Source organism: Streptomyces sp. NPDC012466, from assembly GCF_042955215.1.
Taxonomy (GTDB): Bacteria; Actinomycetota; Actinomycetes; order Streptomycetales; family Streptomycetaceae; genus Streptomyces.
The window spans coordinates 186,975-206,224 of record NZ_JBIBEQ010000004.1; the positions used below are offsets into that span (position 1 = coordinate 186,975).

The window sequence follows — 19,250 nt, forward strand, 5'->3', positions numbered from 1 at the left end:
AATGTCCAGCCTGGACGATCCAGTGAAAGCCGACATGTGCGCCGGCCGGCGGCAGATGACCGAACTGGGACCGGTGGCCGAGAGTTACGACCAGCTGCACCGCATCGACCTGCTCGGCGAGGCGCGGGCCGCACGAGGAGTGCCGGAGGGCACGTACGACTCGACGGTGTGCGCCGTCCTCCAGGCGTCGGAGGTGTGCCTGCTCAACCTGGCCCGTCTGGCGCGCAGGACCCAGGAGTGCCTGCTGGCCGACGACATCCCGGCCGCCTCCCGCTACGTCCAGTGGGCCGTCGGGTTCCACCGGTTGCTGCGCAGGCTCGGCACGGTGATGTTCGACGCCCACAGCGTCTTCGGAGCCGGCGTGGCGGCCGGGACCGCCACCGTGAGCATCTCCGAGTCGGCCGGCTACGCGGCCTACGTCGATGCGCTCCGGGAGCTGGAGGACGTCGCCAAGGGCTCGCTGCTGGCCGGAGCGCCCGAGCTGACGCGCTCCACCATCGCCACGAAGAGCATCGACGACTCGCTGTATCGCGTGCTGCACGGCATCCGGACCGGCTGCCACGACGCGACCAAGTGGGAGAGCGACCTCACCGCCGTGCCCATCGGGGTGAGCCGGAGCACCGACGAGCTGATCTCGGCCGAGACGCTGGCGCGAGCCGTCGCCGCGACCGAGCTGAACGCGGACACCCTGCACGGCGAGTTCGTCGCCCTGCACCAGGTCCCGGAGATCCTGTGCGCCGAGGCGAACGACCACCTGGAGGTCGCCATCCGGGCCATCCGCGCATCGGCTCTGAGCCGGGCGGCGCAGCACCTGACGGCCTGCCGGGAGCTGCTCGACCCGGTCGTCGAGGCGCAGCGGGTGATGGCCGAGCACCTGGCGACCGGGGAGTACCACGGGTTCCGGACCAATCTGGGGCCCGCGAGCGGCACACACTCCCTGTCGATCAAACAGCACATGTTCCGGGACCTGTTCAAGCACATGTGGAACGACCTCGAGGCCTGGCTGGACTCGCTCGGCGAGTCCTCGCTCGAGGAGACCGTCCGGGACATCGACGCACGCCGGCACGACGACCCGGAGGCATGGCTGCGGCACACGGTGGTCGACCAGGCGTTCAAACTCCACTCCGCCCACCAGCAGTGGCGGCACGAGCATCTGCACATGCCCCGCAACTGCCTGGGCAGCGGCGGCACCAAGTCCATGATCGGCATTCCGGACGGGCCCCAGGCGGTCTACAAGATGCGGGACGCGGCCAACGCCCAGCACTCACTGGCCGTGATCCACCGGGCACGCCGGACGAGCCTGGCGAACGCCGTGCCGGACTCACCCCTCGCCAAGCTCATCACCGATCCCAGTTCCCTCGACTCCGAACTGATGCGGGTCGTGGGCGAGGCGACACGCGAGTACTTCCCCCAGGTGCAAGAGCAGAGCTACCAGCCGTTCCGGTCCGGCGCGGCCGAGCGGAACCCGTAGGAGCGCGGACGGTGACCACCACAGGATCCACAGCCTCTGACAGTGTCATGCCCACCGACCGGACCGCCCTGTTGCCGGGCACCTCCGGCGGGGCCTGGCGAGGGGCCGAGTACATCGCCAGTCTCAAGGACGAGCGGGAAGTCTGGTGCGACGGACGCCGGGTCGACGTGACCGGCGACCCGGGCTTCCGGCCCATGCTCTCCACCCTGGCCGGTCTCTACGACGCCCAGCACCGGCCCGGCCGGGCGGACGAGATGCTCCACCGGTCGGACACCTCCGGCAACCTCGTCAGCCTGTCGTACCTGGCGCCGGCCGACCGGGACGACCTCAGCCGCAAGTGGGCCAACTCCCACCGGTGGGCGGAGGCCTCCTACGGCCAGCTCTCCCGGATACCCGACTTCATGTCGAACGTCGTGGTGGGCCTGTACGACTACCGGTTCGAGCTGGCCGAGGTCGACCCCGAGTTCGGGTCCAACGCGGAGAACTACTACCGCTACTGCCGCGAGAACGACCTGACGCTGACGCACGGCCTGGGCGACCCGCAGATCGACCGGTCCGCGACCCCAGCCGACCGGCCGGAACTGGGACTGAGGGTGGTGCGGCGGGGCGCCGACGGCATCGTCGTGCGGGGAGCCAAACAGATCGCCACCCTGGCGCCGTACGCCCACGAGGTGCTCATCTACCTCTCGCCCGCCAACTACCTGCGCGAGGACCCCAGCTACGTCTGCTGGTTCGCCGCTCCACTGGCGACGCCGGGCCTTCGCGTCCTGTGCCGCGCGTCGTACGCCGAGGGCTCCGGCGGCCTCTCCGCGCGCTACGACGAGCAGGACGCGATGCTGGTGTTCGACGACGTGTTCATCCCGAGGGACCGGGTCTTCCTGCTCGACGACTCCCAGGCGGCCGTCCGCGGGTTCGGCGAGCTGAACAAGTGGTCGCTCTACACCGGCCAACTGCGCTACTACCACCGGCTGCGCACCATGCTCGGTGTCGCGTCGCTGCTGGCCCAGGCGATCGGTGTCGACAAGTTCCGACAGGTCACGGACCTTCTCGGCGAACTCACCTCGTACGTCGAGATCGTCCGGCTCGGCCTGGCCGCGATCGACGCCGAGAGCCGGCCCACCCCCTCGGGCCTGCTCGCCCCCGGCTCGACGGCAGCGCTCGACGCCGTCGCCGGACGCTTCTCCACCCGGGGCTCGGAGATCATCCGGCAGATCGGCGCGTCGGGCCTGATCATGCAGCCCTCGGAAGCCGACCTGGGCACGTCCGGGCTGCGCGCGGTACTGGACACCTACATGTGCGGGCGCGAGATGGGCGTGGACGAGAAGTCCCGGATCTTCCGCCTCGCCGCCGATCTGGCCGTCGACCGGTTCGGCATGCGCCAGGAGCTCTACGAGACGTGGAACCGCGGCGATCCCGCACGGGTCCGCTCGATGCTCTACGCCCGGTATCCCGACCTGCAGCGCTGCGAAACCCAGGCCCGAAACCTGGCGGAAGGGCGGAACGACACCACATGAGTCTCGACAGCATCCGGCTCGAGGGCGTCACGACCCACAACCTCAAGTCGGTCGACGTCTCCTTCCCCAAGGGGAAGCTGGTCGTCGCCGCGGGCGTCTCGGGGTCGGGCAAGTCGTCCCTGGTCATCGACACCCTCTTCGAGCACTCGAAGACGCTCTACCTGGGGGCCCTGTCCAGCAAGTCCCTCGACATGGGCGACGGCGACTACCAGTTCGACCGGATCGCGGGCACGCAGCCGCCGGTGGCTCTGCGTCAGCGCGACGGCGGCTCCTCCAATCCCCGCTCGACCGTGGGGACCCTCACCGGCCTCGACGGTCTGTACCGGCTGTTGTTCGGCGCCGGTTCACGGCCGGTGTGCCCTGCCTGTCTCGGCCCGACCGGTGCGGACCTGTTCTGCGACGACTGCGGCTGCTTCGCCGAACCACACTCCGCGAAGCACTTCAGCCCGAACCGCAAGGAAGGCAAGTGCCTCCAGTGCGACGGCATCGGCGAACTCGTCGGCTTCTCCCTGGACAAGATCATTCCGGACCGGTCGAAGACGCTCACCGAGATCTGGGACGGCGCCGACCCCGGAACGTTCGCCGTTCCCAACGTGCGCAAGGCCTTCGAGGCGATGGCCGCGGACATCGGTCTGGACCTCGGCCTGCCCTTCGAGAAGCTGAGCCCGGAGCAGACCGAGCGGGTGCTGCACGGCTCGGACACCGTCTACACGCTCAAGATCCGCAAGGTCACCAACGACTTCCGCTTCGAAGGCATCCTGGGCTTCCTGGAGCGCGCGTACCGCAACGCGTCGTCGGCCGCCCGCAAGAACGCCTTCACCAACTACCTCGGACGGGAAGTCTGCCCCGCGTGCAAGGGAGGGAGGCTGCGTCCCGAGTCGCTCAAGGCGACGGTGGCCGGGCACACCTTCCCCGACTTCCAGAGCGACGAGCTGTCACGCTCGATCACCCGCCTGCGTGAGGGGCTCTCCTCCGGTGCCGTGCCGGCGCAGGTCCGCGAGCTCGCCTCCGCGATCGTCAAACAGAGCGCGAACATCGAGGACGTCGGCCTGGGGCACCTGCAGCTGCGGCGGCCGGTCACCACCCTCTCCGGTGGTGAGCTGCAACGGCTGCTGCTGGCCCAGCACCTGGCCAGCGACCTCACCGGGGTCATGTACGTCCTCGACGAACCGACCGCCGGTCTGCACGAGGCCGACACCGGGAGGATCCTCGACTCACTGCGACGGCTGCGCGATCTCGGGAACACGGTCATCGTCATCGAGCACGACGAGTCGGTGATCCGTGCCGCCGACTGGATCGTCGAGCTGGGGCCCGGAGCCGGATCCCGCGGCGGCGAGATCGTCTTCGAGGGCCGCTTCGCCGACCTGCTGCACTCCGGCGATTCGCCGACGGCGACCGCGATGGTGTCGGACGGGCCGTCGCGGGCGAGGGCCGACCTCACCGGCGCGTCCTGGCTCGAGGTGCGCGGCATCACGCGCAACAACGTGGTGGACCAGACGGCGAAGTTCCCGCTCGGCGGACTGACCTGTGTCTCCGGCGTGTCCGGCGCCGGCAAGAGCTCACTGGTGGCCGGCATCCACGCCTCGGTCTCCCGGGCCATCGCCCAGCGGTCCACGGGTGCGGGTTCCGGGAGCACCGGCATCCGGGGAGCCGAATCCCTGGACGACGTCATCTACGTCGAGCAGCGCCCGATCGGCCGCTCCAGCCGGAGCACGCTCGTCACCTACGTCGGCATCAGCGACCACATCCGCGACGCCTTCGCCGCCAGCACCGACGCGGTCGAGCGCGGACTCGGCCGTGGTGAGTTCAGCCCCAACGTCGCCGGCGGGCGGTGCGAGTCCTGCAAGGGACTCGGGCTGGCCGAGATCGAGATGACCCTGTTCAAGAGCGAGTTCATCGTCTGCCCCGAGTGCGAGGGCCGCCGGTTCCAGGAGCATGTCCTCGACGTGCGGCTGGGTGAGAAGAACATCCACGACGTGCTGTCGATGACCGTCGAGGACGCACTCGAATGGTTCGACGCCAAGAGCAGTCCCAAGGTCGTCCAAGCGCTCGGCGTGCTCAGCGAGTTCGGCCTGGGCTACCTCCAGCTCGGCTGCTCGACGACCACGCTCTCCGGCGGCGAGGCGCAGCGGCTCAACCTGGCCGGCGAGCTGCTCAAGCAGCGCCGCAGCCGCACACTGTTCATCTTCGACGAGCCGACGCGGGGTCTGCACGCCGCCGACATCCGCCATCTGCTGGCCCTGTTCGAGCGGTTGATCTCCACCGGCAACACCATCGTCGTCATCGAGCACGACGTGAAGGTGATCGCCATCGCCGACTGGGTGATCGATCTGGGACCCGGCGCGGGCCGCGACGGCGGCCGGGTGGTGCACAGCGGGCCGCCGGAGGACCTCGCGGACAACGCGGCCAGCGTGACCGGCCGGTTCGTACGCCGGCTGCGCGACGAACCCGGTGCGGTGATGCCGGTGCCCGAGCCCGCCGGTAGCCGGCGGCCGAGTGCGGCGCCGGACCTCGGGGTCATCGGCGAGCTTCTGCCGCGGGCCGTCACGGTGGTCGCCGGCACGGCGCGGCAGCCCGAGCGGAACGGGCCGACACCGTACGGACTGGTGATCGGCTCGCTCACCGTCGTCTCCGACGAACTCGCCCTGATCGGCTTCCTGGTGCGCTCGGGCAGCACCAGCTGGAACGCCATCGCGGACACCGGCCGGTTCTGCGTCAACATCCTCGGCGAGGATCAGCACGAGGTGTCCGACGCCTTCTCACAGGGCAGGCCGGACAGCCGCTTCGACGCCCTGTCGTGGACGCCGTCCGCCAACGGCTGCCCGCGACTGTCCGGTGCCGTCGGCACCATCGACTGCAGTCTGAAGTCGGCCTACCGGATCGGCGACCACGACTTCGTCCTGGCGACGGTCGTCAGCGTCGACATGGAGGCCGGCGGCGACCGCGGGCCCCTGCTCCGGGCCGAACGGGGCGACAGCGCTCTCGACGACTACGGGTGGCGCCGATTCGCCCGGGAAGCGGAGGCCAGGTGAGGACGACCACGTCCCTCGCGACGCACTACGAGCAGTTCCTGGAACTGCTCGCCCGCGATACCCGCGATACCCGCGACACGGCGGACGGCCGCGACGCGCTCCGCGCGCGGTACGGCGAACGGGTCGACCCGTCGGGCGGATCGCAGCCGATCCTGATGACCCGCGACGAGTGGATGCGGAACCAGATCGACCTGACGCTGGCGCTGGGCGGGCTGCTGACCGAGGACGACGTCGTGGTCTCGGCCGTGCCGTACGAACTGTCGTTCATCGGCGCCGAGGTGGACCGCGTGATCGAGATGGTCGGCGCCTCGGTGATCAGCGTCGGCACGAGCGGGACCATCTGCCCGATGCCCCGGCTGCTCGGGCTGATCGAGCAGTACGAAGTGACGGCCCTGGTCTGCTCGCCGAGCTTCGCCGCGGAGCTGGCGAGCCTCGCGGTCTTGCTGGGACGGCGACCGGAGGACTCGACGATCCGGGCGATCGTCTGCGTGGGGGAGGCCTGCTCCACCGAGCGCCTCGACCGCATCGGCGCCGCCTGGGCGGCGAGGACCTCCGCCCTGTACGGGACGCCGTCGACACCGACGGTCGCCGTCGCCTGCGCGTACGGCGCACTGCACCTGTGCGATCACCGGCTGCGGGCGGAGGTCCGCGGTGGCCTGCGCGGAGAGCTGCTCCTGGACGGCTCACCGACCGGGGAGCTCGTCGAGCTGTGGCCGGCGGACCGCGGCTGCGACTGCGGTTCCGCGAACCGGGTCCTGGTGCCGCTCGGCAGCACGGAGTCGGCGGTGCGCGGTCCGGACGGGCTGGTCTCGGCGCTGGACGTGGAGCGGATCGTGTTCGGCCACAGGAGGCTCGCACCGCACTTCGCCTGCGCCCTCCGGGACGGCACCTTCCACGTGACCTGCGCGGTGGCCGACCCTCGCGCGGTCGACGTGAACGCGATGCGGCGGGCGATCCGCAGCGGCATCGGCGAGGCGCTCGGTGTCGAGGCCGAGGTCACGGTCGTCGGAGTGCAGGACTGGAGTACCGCCACGTCATGACCCGCACCCGGCCGTGGCGCGCAGCCGCCGCGGCCGATCCACCGGTGGCATCCCGAGGAGACAAGACGTATGAGGGTAGCGGTAGTACAGACCCGATGGGTCGACGATCACGAGGACGGCCTGCGCAACGCCTACCAGGCGATCGAGGACGCCTGCGGCGCCGGCGACGTCGACCTGGTGTGCTTTCCCGAGTTCCTGCTCGGCCCGCCGTGGTACATGCCGGGGCAGGACGGCCTGAGGGGGCGGACCGACACCCCCATCCCGGGGCCGGTCGTCGACGGCTTCCAGTCCCTGGCCCGCAAGCTCGGCACGCACATCCTGCTGGGTTCGCTCGTCGAGGACATGCAGGACGGCATGTACCGGAACACGTCCCTGCTGATCGGCCGGCAGGGCGTCATCACCGGGCGCGCCGTCAAGGCACACGCCTTCGGCAACGAGATGGTGGTGTGCCGTCAGGCGGACTCGCTCGGCGTCCTGTCCACCGAGTTCGGGCAGATCGGCATCGCCGTGTGCTCGGACTTCTGGATCCCGGAGGTCGTCCGGCTGCTGGCGCTGGCTGGCGCGCGAACGATCTTCGTGCCGGGCGGGACGCTGGGGCAGAACCAGCCGCTGATGGTGAACGCGTTGCGCACGGCGGCGTACCTGAACGACGTCAACATCGTCTACGCGAGTTCGGTCGGCGTCGTCCGCGGAAAACGCGGGGACCGGCTCGTGGAGATCCACTTCGCCGGCACCAGCCTGGTCGCCCGCCCGGAGGGCGTGATCGCGCAGGCCGGCAGCGACGAACCGGAGACACTCGTCGTCGACCTCGACGAGCCCGTGGAGGGCGACGGCCGCCGCTGGCAGCGGCTCCGCAGGCCCGACGCCTATCAGGCGCTGCTCACCCCGTACGCCGGAGCCGACCGGGATCTCGCGGCCGAACTGCGGGCGAGCCTCACCGGGGGCGGTGGCCCGGACCGTGGCCGGCCCGTCGCCGCCACCAGTGCACATGAGGGGACTCGTTCGTGACCATCTTCGTAGCGCAACACGCCCGCCGGGCCACCGCCGAGGCGACGGCCGACGCCGTGCTCGACGGCCTCGACAGCCGGGTGACCGACGAGGCGTTGTTCGTCGTCCTGCCCGAGAACGCGTTCACCACGGGCGGCGACGCCCAGGCGCTGTCGCCGCGGCTGCGTGAGCGGTGCCTGGGCCGCCTGACGACACTGGCACGGACCCGCGGTACCTACGTGCTCACCGGCTCGTGGGCGGAGGAACGGCCGGGCGGCGAACTGGTGCAGGTGGCCAGGCTGCTGGACCCGAACGGCTCGGAGGCTGCCCGGGTGGAGCGTCCCGTCCTCGCCGACGGGACGACCGGCACCGGCGACGACTTCCCCGTCGTCGAGACGCCGTTCGGCCACGTCGGGGTTCTGCTCGGCCCCGACTTCTGGCTGGTCGAACCACCGCGCATCGAATGCCTTGCCGGCGCGGAACTCCTGCTGGTCGCCGGGTCCCTGGACGGCGCGCAGCAGGCCGCGCAGCGCGCCGCGGTCTGGGGCATCGCGACGCTCAACACCGTCGCGGTCGCCTTCGCCGGTTCGCTGAGCGAACGCTGCGGTGGGGGCAGTGCCGTGGCCGTGCCCGAGGGGTTCGTCGCCGAGGCGGGCACCGGCGAGGGTGTCATCGAGGCGCCCTGGGACGTCGAGCGGATCCGGCATCTGCGCGAACCCGACCTGCGCTTCCAGCAGACCCTGTGGTTCGGGCTGTGGGCCCGCCGGACGGAGCTGTACACGGACCTCACGGCACGGGTGGTGTGAGATGCGTGATGCCGGCGCTCCCGCCTCCGACGTCCGACGACGGATCGCGACGGAGCTGGCAGACGACGTGCCGTGGAACCGGGTGCTCAATTCCATCTGCACCGAACCGCATCCGCTGGGTGTGGAGATGGCGGCCGCGGCGGCGCACACCAACCTCGGCGACGTGCGCATCTTCCGCGGCACCAAGCGGATCGAGCGCAAGGTCGTCGAGCTGCTGCTCGATCTGCTCGCCAACCCCGGCGGGTCGGGGAGCCTGGTGTCCGGGGGGACCGAGGCGAACCTGATCGCGATGCTGGTGGCCCGCGAGTCGGCGCGCGCCCGGGGGCGGCTGACCGACCGGCCCGAAGTCGTCGTCAGCAGCACCGTGCACTTCTCCTTCACCAAGGTCTTCGGCCTGCTGGGGCTGACCCCGGTCGTCGTGCCGGTCGACGAGTCCCTGCGGTTGCCGGCCGGTGAGGTGGCCCGGCGCATCGGCGAGCACACCGTCGCGGTCGTCGCGACCGCGGGCAGCAGCGAGTTCGGCGTGGTCGACGCGGTCGACGAGATCGGACCGGTGGTGGCCGGACGGGGCGTGCACCTGCACGTGGACGCGGCCACCGGTGGCTTCATCATCCCCTTCGCGCGCGCACTCGGCCACGACCTGCCCCAGTTCGACTTCACCGTCGACGGCGTCGACTCGATCACCATCGACCCGCACAAGTACGGACTGGCCAACGTCCCGGCCGGAGCGGTCCTGTTCCGGGGCGCACAGGACGCCGGACGCTTCGCGGTCGACTCGTTCTTCATCGACACGCCGGTGCACAACACCCTGCTCGGCACCCGTCCGGGCGCCGCCGCGGTGTCGACCTACGCGGTGCTGGAGCACCTGGGGCGTGACGGCTTCCTCGACCTCACCCGGACCAACTACGAGGTGACGAAGTACCTGGTGGACGGGTTGCGTGCGGCCGGGCACGAGTTGTTCGCCGCACCGCAGCTGAACATCGTGGTGGTCAGGATGCCGCACGCGGTGCGGATCTCGCAGCTGCTGGAAACGAGGGGCTGGATCGTCTCCACCTCCAAGCGGTTCGGCGAAACCCTGCGGCTGGTCGTCACCCGCCATGTGACACCCGAGATGGTGGACGAGTTCCTTCCGGAGCTGGAGCGGGCGTGCAAGGACGTCGCTGCCGAGGTGGCGCCGGGATGAGCCTCTTCCGTGGCCCGCGAACCCGGCTCGCCGCCCTGCAGATGCGGATCGAGCCCGGGCAGCGGGACGAGAACCTGGCGCGAGCCGCCAAGCTGCTGTCCACCGCACGAGAACGCGAGGCCGATCTGGCGTGCCTGCCGGCGACGTTCGCCACCGGCCTCAACTTCCCGACCCTGCGCACCGACGCGACCGCCGAGGACGGCCCGGTCGTCGAGTTCCTCGCCGAGCAGGCCCGCACCCTCGGCATGCACATCGCCGCGGGCGTCCTGCTGTCGGCCGGGCGGGACGTCTTCGACGCCGCCGTGCTCGTCGGTCCCGGCGGCGACCCGCTCGGCTGGTACCACCGCGCCTGCGTGTGGGCGGGCGAGTCCGAGTACATCTCCACCGGCTCACCCGGCGAGGTGATCGACACGCCCGTCGGGCGGATCGGCCTGCAAGTGAGCTATGACCTGCGGTTCCCCGAGGCGAGCCGGCAGTACCTCGCCCAGGACGCCGACCTCGTCGTCTGCGTGGCGAACCTCTTCGGGCCGTTCTCGCACCCTGTGCGCTCCCTGTGCCGGGCCCGGGCCGCCGACAACGAGTGCGCGCTGGTGTTCGCCAGCGGCGTGGGCGAGAACCGCTTCGCGAACATGACCTACGTCGGCCGCAGCATGATCGTCGACGGTCTGGTGCAGGACGCCCGGCAGGACCCGGACGCGGACGTCCTCGCCGAGGCCGCCCCGGGCAGCCAGGAAGCGGTCATCGATGCGGACCTGCACTGGCGGCAGCGGCGGAAGGTCCGTGCCGGGCTGCCGTTCCACGAGGACCTGCGCTCGACCTGGACCACGATCCACGGAGGGCGCGCCTGATGAGGGCAACGCGTATGCAGCCGGAGTCCGGCTGGCTCGGCGACGTACTCGGCCTTGTCGTCATGGACATGCGGCAGTTCTTCGACAACCGCCTGTTCGCGGTCTCGACCCTGCTGACGTCGGTGTCGATGGTGCTCGCCTTCGGGGCGGCGACCGACCAGATGGTGAGCCCGGCGCCGACGGCCGCCAGCTACTTCGGTTTCGTCTTCCCCGGCATCATCGGCGCCGGCATCATGTTCAGCTGCACCTACACCGTCGGCTACACGGTCATCATCGACCGCAACCGCCGCACCATCGAGGACCTCATCCTCTCGCCCCTGTCGTACTCGGGGTTCCTGCTCGCCCGGATCGTCGGCGTGGTGCTCAAGTGCCTGTTCCAGTTCGTGCTGGTGCTCCTGCTCGGCGTCGGGGTCTTCGACGCCCGGATCGAGTCGCTGCCGATGTTCACACTGGGCTTCTTCACCGCGTGCACGGCCTTCGCCGGGCTCGGGATCCTCATCGCCACCTACACCAACGAGATCTCCTTCCCGGCGGTGGTGAACATCATCGTCATCCCGCTCATGTACTTCGCCGGGATCTTCTTCCCCCTCGACAACCTCGGCACGCTGGGCGACGTCTTCGACAAGCTCCCCCTCGCTGTGCACGTCGACATGTTCCGCGCCGCCACCTCGCCGGACGTCACGGCCACCGGGGCGTCGGTGCTGGCGGTGGCCTACTCGTTCCTGGCCCTCTCCATCGCCGCGTGGGCCTTCCGCAGGAGGATCGGCCATGGCTGACAGCACGAGCACCGCAGCGCCGGTCCTGTCGGTCTCCCGGCTCGACCACCGGGTGAGCCCCGACTTCGCCCTGCGCTCCCTCACCTTCTCCGTGCACGCCGGCGAGGGCGTGGCCATCATCGGCACCAACGGCGCCGGCAAGACCACGCTGATCCGGCTCGTCGCCGGCCTGCTGCGCCCCTCCGGCGGCGAGGTGCGCATCTGCGGCACCCCGCCCCGCCGCTGGGGCCAGGTCGGCCGCCACATCGGGTACGTCCAGCAGACCAAGGACCTCCCGGACGGCGTCAGCGTGGAGACCTACGTCAAGCACCAGCTCAAGCTCCGGCGGGCCGACCCCGGCCGGTACGAGGAGCTGATCGCCCTGGCCGAACTGGAGCAGTACCGCCACCAGTACGTGCGCAGTCTCTCCGGCGGCAGCCAGCGCAAACTGCACGTCATCTGCGCCGTGGCGCACCGGCCCGACCTGCTGATCCTCGACGAGCCGACCACGGGCCTGGACCCGACGGCGCGCGAGACGCTGCTGGAGATGCTGGGCAGCCTGAAGAAGGACGGCGTCGGCGTGCTGTTCGCCAGCCATCACCGCGACGAACTGGTCGCGCTGGCCGACTCCGTCGTGGTGCTCCACCAGGGGCGGCAGATCAAGGACGCCTCGCTCGACGCCGTCACCCGGTGGGGCGAGCGCTCCAGCCTGATCATCGAGGCCTTCACCGAGGCGCACCTGACGCGGCTGCACTCCTGGGCCGGACAGGAGGCGGAGACCAGCGGCCTGGTCCGTTCCGTCCGCACCGTCGATCAGGGCGTGCGGCTCGACCTGGCCGACGGCGACCACCAAGGCACTCTGGCCGAGGTGGTCGCCCGGGCCCACGCCGCCGGCCTCGCCCTGCGCTCCGCGTCCTACTTCCAGCCCACTCTGGCGGACGTCGTCCGTTCCATCGTCGACCGAGTCGAACCGGAGGACATCGCATGAGCATCACGACCACGACCACCAGCATGCCGTTCTGGAAGGAGTACCCGGAACGCGACAGCGAGTGGGTGCGGCAGTACCCGACGAAGCACGTGCCGGTGAACGAGGAGGAGGTGTTCGCCCGCAAGCCCATGGGCGTCTACGTCCACATCCCGTTCTGCAACCGGCTCTGCTTCAGCTGCCCGTACATCAAGCACCAGACCGACCGGGACCTGACCCGCACCTACCTGGAAGCGCTGAAGACGGAGATCACCAACTACGCCGAGCGGCCCTACATCCAGGACCACGTCATCACCCTCGGCTACATCGGCGGCGGCACCCCGACCGCGCTGACCGCCCCCCAGCTCGACGACCTGCTGGGCCACATGTTCAGCAGCCTGAACGTCGAGGAGGGCGCGGACTTCTCCATCGAGACCACCCCGGTCGACATCACCGAACGCAAGGCAACCGTCCTGCTGGACCGCGGGATACGGCGCATCAGCCTCGGCGTGCAGACCTTCGTGCCGGAGGAACTGAAGAACATCGGCCGCCCGAACGACCCGGAGATGCTCAAGGAGAGCATCCGGCTGCTGCGCCGGTGCGGCTTCGAGAACATCAACATCGACCTGATGCACGGCATCAACGGGCAGACGATGGAGAGCTGGGAGCACAGCCTCGACGTCGCCATCGAACTCGGCGTCACCTGCATCTCGTTCTACACGTACATGGAGTTCGCGCAGATCTCCACCAAGCGCAGGAAACTGCCGCCGGTCCCGGAGAAGGCCGTGGTCGACGACATGTTCCTGTTCGCCGCCGAGAAGCTGTCCGAGAACGGCTTCCTGGGCTACTACGGCGACTGCTTCGCCAAGCCCGGCTATCAGCCGAAGTACGGCGAGACGTCCTGGAGCGAGGACATCCCCATCATCCCCCTCGGCCCCACCGCGACCGGACACCTGCGCGACCACTGGTACTTCAACGAGCCCGACATCGGCCGCTACATCCAGACGGTGATGGAGGGCCGGCTGCCGATCTCCATGGGCAAGCACATCACCAAGGCGGAGGCGATCCGGCGCTCGATGGTCCTGGGCGTCAAGGCCGGGCGGGTCAACCGGGAGCGGTTCCGCCGGATCCACGGCGTCGACTTCATGGAGATGTTCCGCGCCGAGATCGACGACCTGATCGAGAAGGAACTCGTCACCGCCGACGAGAACGGCATCGAGGTGACCGGCCCGAAGGGCTGGTACTACCTGGACAACATCTCCAAGGCGTTCTACTCGCCGGAGTACCGGCGCTACCCGCAGCACCTGGGAGCGGACATCTCCAACTTCATCTCCAGCCGGCCGATTCCCCTGCAGATCACCTCGCGGCCGAAGGACGAGGAGGCCGGCTGTGACCACTGAGACCCGACTGCTGAACCTGAGCGAGCGCGTGCCGCAGGCATCGCCGCACGACGACATCGACAAGGTGCGCTTCTACGACCTCGGCATGCGCCGCTCCGCGCTGATGGCGTACAAGCGGCCGAGCGACCGCATCCTGGCCCACGTCCGCGACGGGATGACCGACCTCGTCGAGGTCGGCTTCAACACCGGCCTGCTGTCCCTCCACGTGGCCGGCCGACTGCCGGACCTGGCCGTGTCCGGGGTGGAGGAGAACCAGAACCTCGTCGACGTCGCCGAGGACAACCTGACGCTGGCCGTGTGGGCCAACAGCGCCGGCGACGTGGAGTTCGAGATGGCCAAGCTGAACCGGCTGCCCTTCCCGGACGACTCCGCGGACATCGTGTTCTCGTTCTCCTCGCTGCACCGCTGGCGCAGGCCGGTCGAGACGCTGAAGGAGTGCGCCCGCATCTGCAAGCCCGACGGCGTCGTGATCATCGAGGACATGAACCGGCACGCCGAGGAGGGGCACATCACCTTCATCCTGCAGTTCGTGAAGGAGGGCGGCGACGAGTTCATGCGCTCGTTGCAGGCCGCCTACACCCGGGACGAGGCGGCCGAGCTGCTCCGGGAGGCGGGCCTGGCGGACTGGCAGGTTGTGGAGGAGGACCTCGGCCTGGTGATCTCCTCGCGTCCCCTCGAACCGGTGAGCCCGTGATGCCCGGGACGAAGATCGCCGTCGTCCAGATGGAGTCGAAGCTCGGCAAGCCGGCCCAGAACCTGCGGCGTGCCGAGCACTACATCCACGAGGCCGTCGAGCAGGGGGCGGAGCTGATCTGCCTGCCCGAGGCGTTCTCCACCTCCGGCAACATCCTCGAGGTCGCGGACGTGTCGGTGCCCGTCCCGGGGCCGGAGACCGACTTCCTGTGCGAGCGGGCGAAGCGGGCCGGCGTGCACATCGTGGCCGGTCTGCTGGAGCGCGGCGACGACGGCGAGTACTACAGCACCTCGGTTCTGTGCGGCCCGGAGGGGACCCTCCTCGGCCACTACCGGCGCGTGCACTGCCACGAACTGGAGGCCCGCTACCTCTCCGGGGGATCGGAGTACCCGGTCTTCGACGTCGGGTTCGGGCGCATCGGCCTGATGCAGGGCTACGACATCAACTTCCCGGAGGTCGCGCGGGAGTACTGCCGCCGTGGAGTCGACGTCATCGTGTGCTCCGCGCTGGTGCCCGAGATGTTCGCGTACGTGGCGAACATGCGTCTGCCGGTCAGGGCGGTGGACGCCGAATGCATCATCGCGTTCGCCTCCGGGATCGGCACCAACCTGTACGCGGGATTCGGCTACATGGGGCGCAGCCAGATCCTGGCGGACCCGCTGTTCCTCGAAGCCGAGCGATTCGACTTCGTCGACGGTGACGAACGGATGGTGGACCTCGGCAAGGAGCCGGGCGTCGGCGTCGTCGAGGTCGACCTGGACCGCATGCGCCGCTACCGCACCAAGGCCACCCTGAGCGGCGACCTGCAGCCGGCGACGTACTGGCAGTCCTGACGAGAGTGAAGGCCCATGCGTGTACTGCTCATCTCCACCAACAAGATCCGGGTACCGCGGCCGGCGCTGCCCATCGGCATGGCCTACATCAGCGCCGCGCTCAAGCATGCCGGGCACCAGGTCGACGTCCTGGACCTGCTCTGGGAGTCCCGGGAGCTCAAGGCGGTCCGGGAGAAACTGACCGCGAAGACGTACGACGTGGTCGGCGTCGCCGTGCGCAACCTGGACAACCTGACGTTCATCGACCCGGTCTTCTTCGGCCCGATGACCGAGAAGATCGTCCAGTGCGTGCGCAAGTACACCAGCGCCAAGGTCGTCCTCGGCGGATCCGGCTTCTCGGTCGAGCCGCTGTCGTTCTTCGAGTACGCCCAGCCGGACTACGGCATCGCGGGTGAGGGCGAGGCCGGCATCGTCCAGCTGATGGACTACCTGGAGTCCGGCGGGCGCCTGGAGTCGATCTCGGGACTCTGCTACCTCGACGAGAACGGCAAGTTCCGCCAGAACCAGTCGAGTTCGGCGTTCGACCTGGGCGCGCTGGAGCCCGACCGGTCCGTCTACGACCCCCGCTACTTCGAGGAGGGCGTCTCGGCGGCCTCCGACCTCACCCGCGATCACCAGCCGGCCATCGAGACCCTGCAGACCAAGCGGGGCTGCAAGCTGTTCTGCTCCTACTGCATCATCCGCAAGACCGAAGGCAAGGGCGACCGGTTCAAGGACCCGGCCGAGGTCGTCGGCGAGATCCAGCGGGCGATGGCGGAGAACCCGGCCGTGCGGGAGTTCGAGATCGTCGACGCGACCTTCAACTACCCGATGGAGTACGCGGCCGAGGTGTGCGAGGAGATGATCCGCGCCAAGCTCGACGTGCCCTGGTACTGCCAGCTGACGCCGAACGCCGTCTCGCCGGAGTTCGTGAAGCTGCTGCACGCGGCCGGCTGCATCCGGGTGGACCTCGGCACCGACGCGCTCACCGACGAGGCCCTGGCGGACCTGATGAAGGGCTTCGACATGGCCCGGGTCCTGGAGATCGACCGCCTCTTCACGGCCAGCCCGATCGAGCACACCCACTGCATCTTCCTCGGCGGACCGGGCGAGACCCCGCAGGCACTGAGGGAGTCGATCCGCTTCACCGAACGGTTCCTGAACCCGGCCCAGATCTACGCCAACCTCGGCATCCGGATCCTCAGCGGCACCAAGCTCCAGCGCCAGGCCGTCAAGGCCGGGATCCTGCGGGAGGGCCAGGGCACGTTCGTCCCCGCCTTCTACGTGGAGCCGGCCATCCTCGCCGACCGGGACACGCTCGACTTCGTCCGCGACGCCTACCTCAGCCACAAGAACTGGTACCTGTGGTGGGGCCTGGGCGGGCAGAACCTGACGGACCGTTCGAGGGACACCATCCAGGCCGTGGCCGACATGCAACAGGAGTACGAGTACGTCATGCAAGGCAAGCCCCGGCTGGAACGCGCACCGAAACCGCTGCCGACCCAGCCGCTCACACTCACGATCGGCACCCAGTGATCAATGTTCCAGCCGCCGCCGACGAGCTGTCGAAGACGCTCGCGGCCCGGGCCGATCCGGACTTCGCGCTGCGTATGCAGCGGTACTTCCCGCACGAGATCCGGGCCCTCGGGGTCGGCAACGCCGCGGTCGTCGAGATCGCCACCGACTACTTCCGCGAGCGGCGCGACACCCCCGCGGCGACGCGGCTGCTCCTGGCGGAGGAGGTGCTGGCGCGCGCCTCGTACCACGAGGAGGTGCTGCTGGGCTTCGCGGTCCTGCACAAGGTCGCCCGGTCCGGGCTCGGTGGCGAACTGCTGGACCGCTGCGAGCACTGGCTGGAGACGTACGTGTCCAACTGGGCGCAGTGCGACGACATGTGCCTGAAGCTGCTGTACCCGTTCTTCGTCGGGCACCTGGAGCTGATCCCGCGAACGCGGGACTGGGTCGCCTCGTCCTCGCCGTGGGCCAGACGTGCCGCGAACGTGGCAGTCGTGAAGTTCGTCCGGCGCAAGGTGGGCCGGACGGTCTTCGAACTGCCGCTGTCGCACGTCTTCGACAACTGCGTCCGGCTGATGCACGACGACGACGCCTACGTGCAGAAGGGCTCCGGTTGGCTGCTCAAGGTCACCGCCGAGGCCCATCCCGACGAGGTGGCCGAGTTCCTGCGCACCTGGCACGCCGACATGCCCCGCGACACGTTCCGGTACGCGGTGGAGAAGATGGACCCGCGGCTTCGACGGTCCTTGATGGAACGGGGACAGGGGTGACGCGATGAACGCGACCGGCCGCTACGCCCACCGGCGGGGCTTCCACTGTGAGTCCGCCTGCCAATGCGCCGTTCTCGCGGCCGACGGTTACGACGTGGACGAGGAGATCGTGTTCGGCCTGGACGGAGGTTTCGGCTTCTCGTTCTTCCCGGCGAACGGCAACGCGCCGGACATCGTCGTCGGCAAGCAGGCGATCATGCCGCTTCGGGCGTCACGGCTGATGGGCGTCGAGGTGGCCACGCACACGCCGAAGTCCGGGGCCGGCCTGACCAGACTGCTGGAGTCGGCGCCGGCCGTCATGACCCGGGTGGACCTCGGCCTGCTTCCGTACTGGGGTCTGGAAGGGCGCTCCTCCTTCGGCGGGTACTTCGTCAACGTGGTCCGCCCCCTGGGGGCCGATGCGTTCGAAGTGTCGGACCCGGCGTTCGACGAACCCGTCTCCGTCAGCGCGGCCGAGCTCCAGGCGGCCCGGTCCAGCCGCAACTCGCCACCGCTGAACCCGGACTGGAAGGTGTACGTCTTCGGCGCGCCCCGGCGCACTCCGCACCTGGACCGCGTCGGCCCGGTGGCCGTGCGCACCCTGTGCCGCGAGGTCCTCAAGCCGGGCAGCAGGAACCTCGGCATCCCCGGGATGAAGCTGCTGGCCACCACGGCGGCGTCATGGCCGCGGTCCAAGCACGGTGAAGTCGAGGACGTGGACCTGAAGGGCAACGTGGTGCGGACCGACGCACTGGCGCGTCAACTGCTGCACCTGGGGCGGCAGATCGAGTCCTTCGGCACCGGCGGCGGGCTGTTCCGTCCGATGCTCGGCCGCTACCTGACGCGGGTCGCCGACAGCACCGGCGAGGCGCGCTACGCCGAGGCGGCCGAGCGGTTCCTCGACAGCGGGCGGCTGTGGTCGAACCTGGGATCCGCACTGCTGACAGCGGGGACCGGCACCGCCCGCGACGATCTCACAACGCTCGTGGACGCCGTGGCGGACACGGCGCGGTCCGCGATGGACGTCGAGAAACGGGCGCTCACCGCGCTCACCCCTCTGTAGACGCGAGGTCGAGACATGCCCACCGAGGACGAGACCGTACTGCTCCAGGGTCCCGCACGCTGGAACGAGCACGCCCGCCGGCGCCGGGCGCGGGGCCCCTTCCGGCCCGACCTGCGCAAGGCTGTGCTGCACGGCGCCGATCTGCAGGGCGCCGAGCTCGCCGACGCGGACTTCACTGACGCCGTGCTGACCGAGTCCTACCTGATCTCCGCGGACCTGAGGGGCGCGAATCTCGAAGGCGCCGATCTGTGCGAGGCGTATCTCATCCTGGCCGAGCTGAACGGCTGCCGCCTCGTGGGCGCGAACCTGGAGGGCGCGGACCTCAGCGGTGCCGATCTGACCGGCGCGGTGCTCGACCCGGGCTTCCGGCGGACTGCTGTGATCTCGGACTACCTCACGATCTGGCCATAGCGAAAG

General features: G+C 69.7%; 17 protein-coding genes. All 17 read left to right on the forward strand.

Going from position 1 to position 19,250, the window contains the following annotated elements; genetic code table 11:
* Position 1 precedes the first annotated feature (1 nt).
* The 17 genes from ACFY9E_RS16755 to ACFY9E_RS16835 all read left to right on the forward strand — a co-directional run bounded on the left by ACFY9E_RS16755 (position 2) and on the right by ACFY9E_RS16835 (position 19,244).
* Positions 2-1,471, forward strand: a complete 1,470-nt coding sequence (locus tag ACFY9E_RS16755) for a hypothetical protein (protein ID WP_390984149.1) — start codon at positions 2-4, stop codon at positions 1,469-1,471.
* 47 nt (positions 1,472-1,518) lie between these two features.
* Entirely contained in the window at positions 1,519-2,985 is a 1,467-nt protein-coding gene (locus ACFY9E_RS16760) for a 4-hydroxyphenylacetate 3-hydroxylase N-terminal domain-containing protein (RefSeq protein WP_390984152.1), read from the forward strand.
* Positions 2,982-6,017, forward strand: a complete 3,036-nt coding sequence (locus ACFY9E_RS16765; RefSeq protein ID WP_390984154.1) for a flavin reductase — start codon at positions 2,982-2,984, stop codon at positions 6,015-6,017. Before ACFY9E_RS16760 ends, ACFY9E_RS16765 begins: the two co-directional genes overlap by 4 nt.
* Positions 6,014-7,057 carry a hypothetical protein gene (locus tag ACFY9E_RS16770; RefSeq protein ID WP_390984157.1) on the forward strand — a complete coding sequence of 348 codons (1,044 nt, stop codon included), beginning with the start codon at positions 6,014-6,016 and terminating at the stop codon, positions 7,055-7,057. Before ACFY9E_RS16765 ends, ACFY9E_RS16770 begins: the two co-directional genes overlap by 4 nt.
* Before the next feature lie 69 nt (positions 7,058-7,126).
* Positions 7,127-8,065 carry a nitrilase-related carbon-nitrogen hydrolase gene (locus ACFY9E_RS16775; RefSeq protein ID WP_390984159.1) on the forward strand — a complete coding sequence of 313 codons (939 nt, stop codon included), beginning with the start codon at positions 7,127-7,129 and terminating at the stop codon, positions 8,063-8,065.
* Positions 8,062-8,850 (forward strand): nitrilase-related carbon-nitrogen hydrolase, encoded by a 789-nt coding sequence (locus ACFY9E_RS16780; protein ID WP_390984162.1) that lies wholly within the window; start codon positions 8,062-8,064, stop codon positions 8,848-8,850. The genes ACFY9E_RS16775 and ACFY9E_RS16780 overlap by 4 nt, the downstream gene beginning before the upstream one ends.
* Position 8,851: 1 nt before the next feature.
* Positions 8,852-10,033 carry a tyrosine decarboxylase MfnA gene (mfnA, locus tag ACFY9E_RS16785; RefSeq protein WP_390984165.1) on the forward strand — a complete coding sequence of 394 codons (1,182 nt, stop codon included), beginning with the start codon at positions 8,852-8,854 and terminating at the stop codon, positions 10,031-10,033.
* Positions 10,030-10,881: a nitrilase-related carbon-nitrogen hydrolase gene (locus ACFY9E_RS16790; RefSeq protein ID WP_390984168.1), complete on the forward strand. Its 852-nt coding sequence runs from the start codon at positions 10,030-10,032 to the stop codon at positions 10,879-10,881. The genes mfnA and ACFY9E_RS16790 overlap by 4 nt, the downstream gene beginning before the upstream one ends.
* Positions 10,881-11,657 carry an ABC transporter permease gene (locus ACFY9E_RS16795; RefSeq protein WP_390984171.1) on the forward strand — a complete coding sequence of 259 codons (777 nt, stop codon included), beginning with the start codon at positions 10,881-10,883 and terminating at the stop codon, positions 11,655-11,657. Before ACFY9E_RS16790 ends, ACFY9E_RS16795 begins: the two co-directional genes overlap by 1 nt.
* The gene (locus tag ACFY9E_RS16800; RefSeq protein ID WP_390984174.1) at positions 11,650-12,624 is read left to right on the forward strand and encodes an ATP-binding cassette domain-containing protein; all 975 of its coding nucleotides are present in this window, start codon (positions 11,650-11,652) and stop codon (positions 12,622-12,624) included. The genes ACFY9E_RS16795 and ACFY9E_RS16800 overlap by 8 nt, the downstream gene beginning before the upstream one ends.
* Positions 12,621-14,000, forward strand: coding sequence for a radical SAM protein (locus ACFY9E_RS16805; protein WP_390984177.1), 1,380 nt, complete (start codon positions 12,621-12,623; stop codon positions 13,998-14,000). Before ACFY9E_RS16800 ends, ACFY9E_RS16805 begins: the two co-directional genes overlap by 4 nt.
* Positions 13,990-14,694 carry a methyltransferase domain-containing protein gene (locus ACFY9E_RS16810; protein ID WP_390984179.1) on the forward strand — a complete coding sequence of 235 codons (705 nt, stop codon included), beginning with the start codon at positions 13,990-13,992 and terminating at the stop codon, positions 14,692-14,694. The genes ACFY9E_RS16805 and ACFY9E_RS16810 overlap by 11 nt, the downstream gene beginning before the upstream one ends.
* The gene (locus tag ACFY9E_RS16815) at positions 14,694-15,527 is read left to right on the forward strand and encodes a nitrilase-related carbon-nitrogen hydrolase (RefSeq protein WP_390984181.1); all 834 of its coding nucleotides are present in this window, start codon (positions 14,694-14,696) and stop codon (positions 15,525-15,527) included. Before ACFY9E_RS16810 ends, ACFY9E_RS16815 begins: the two co-directional genes overlap by 1 nt.
* 15 nt (positions 15,528-15,542) lie before the next feature.
* A complete protein-coding gene (locus ACFY9E_RS16820; RefSeq protein WP_390984184.1) occupies positions 15,543-17,042 on the forward strand; it encodes a radical SAM protein in 1,500 nt (499 codons plus the stop codon).
* The gene (locus tag ACFY9E_RS16825; protein WP_390984186.1) at positions 17,039-17,791 is read left to right on the forward strand and encodes a DNA alkylation repair protein; all 753 of its coding nucleotides are present in this window, start codon (positions 17,039-17,041) and stop codon (positions 17,789-17,791) included. Before ACFY9E_RS16820 ends, ACFY9E_RS16825 begins: the two co-directional genes overlap by 4 nt.
* 4 nt (positions 17,792-17,795) lie before the next feature.
* Entirely contained in the window at positions 17,796-18,833 is a 1,038-nt protein-coding gene (locus tag ACFY9E_RS16830; RefSeq protein ID WP_390984189.1) for a DUF4872 domain-containing protein, read from the forward strand.
* A 15-nt stretch (positions 18,834-18,848) separates the two neighbouring features.
* Complete coding sequence (locus tag ACFY9E_RS16835) at positions 18,849-19,244, forward strand: pentapeptide repeat-containing protein (protein ID WP_390984191.1); 396 nt, start codon at positions 18,849-18,851, stop codon at positions 19,242-19,244.
* Positions 19,245-19,250 lie beyond the last annotated feature (6 nt).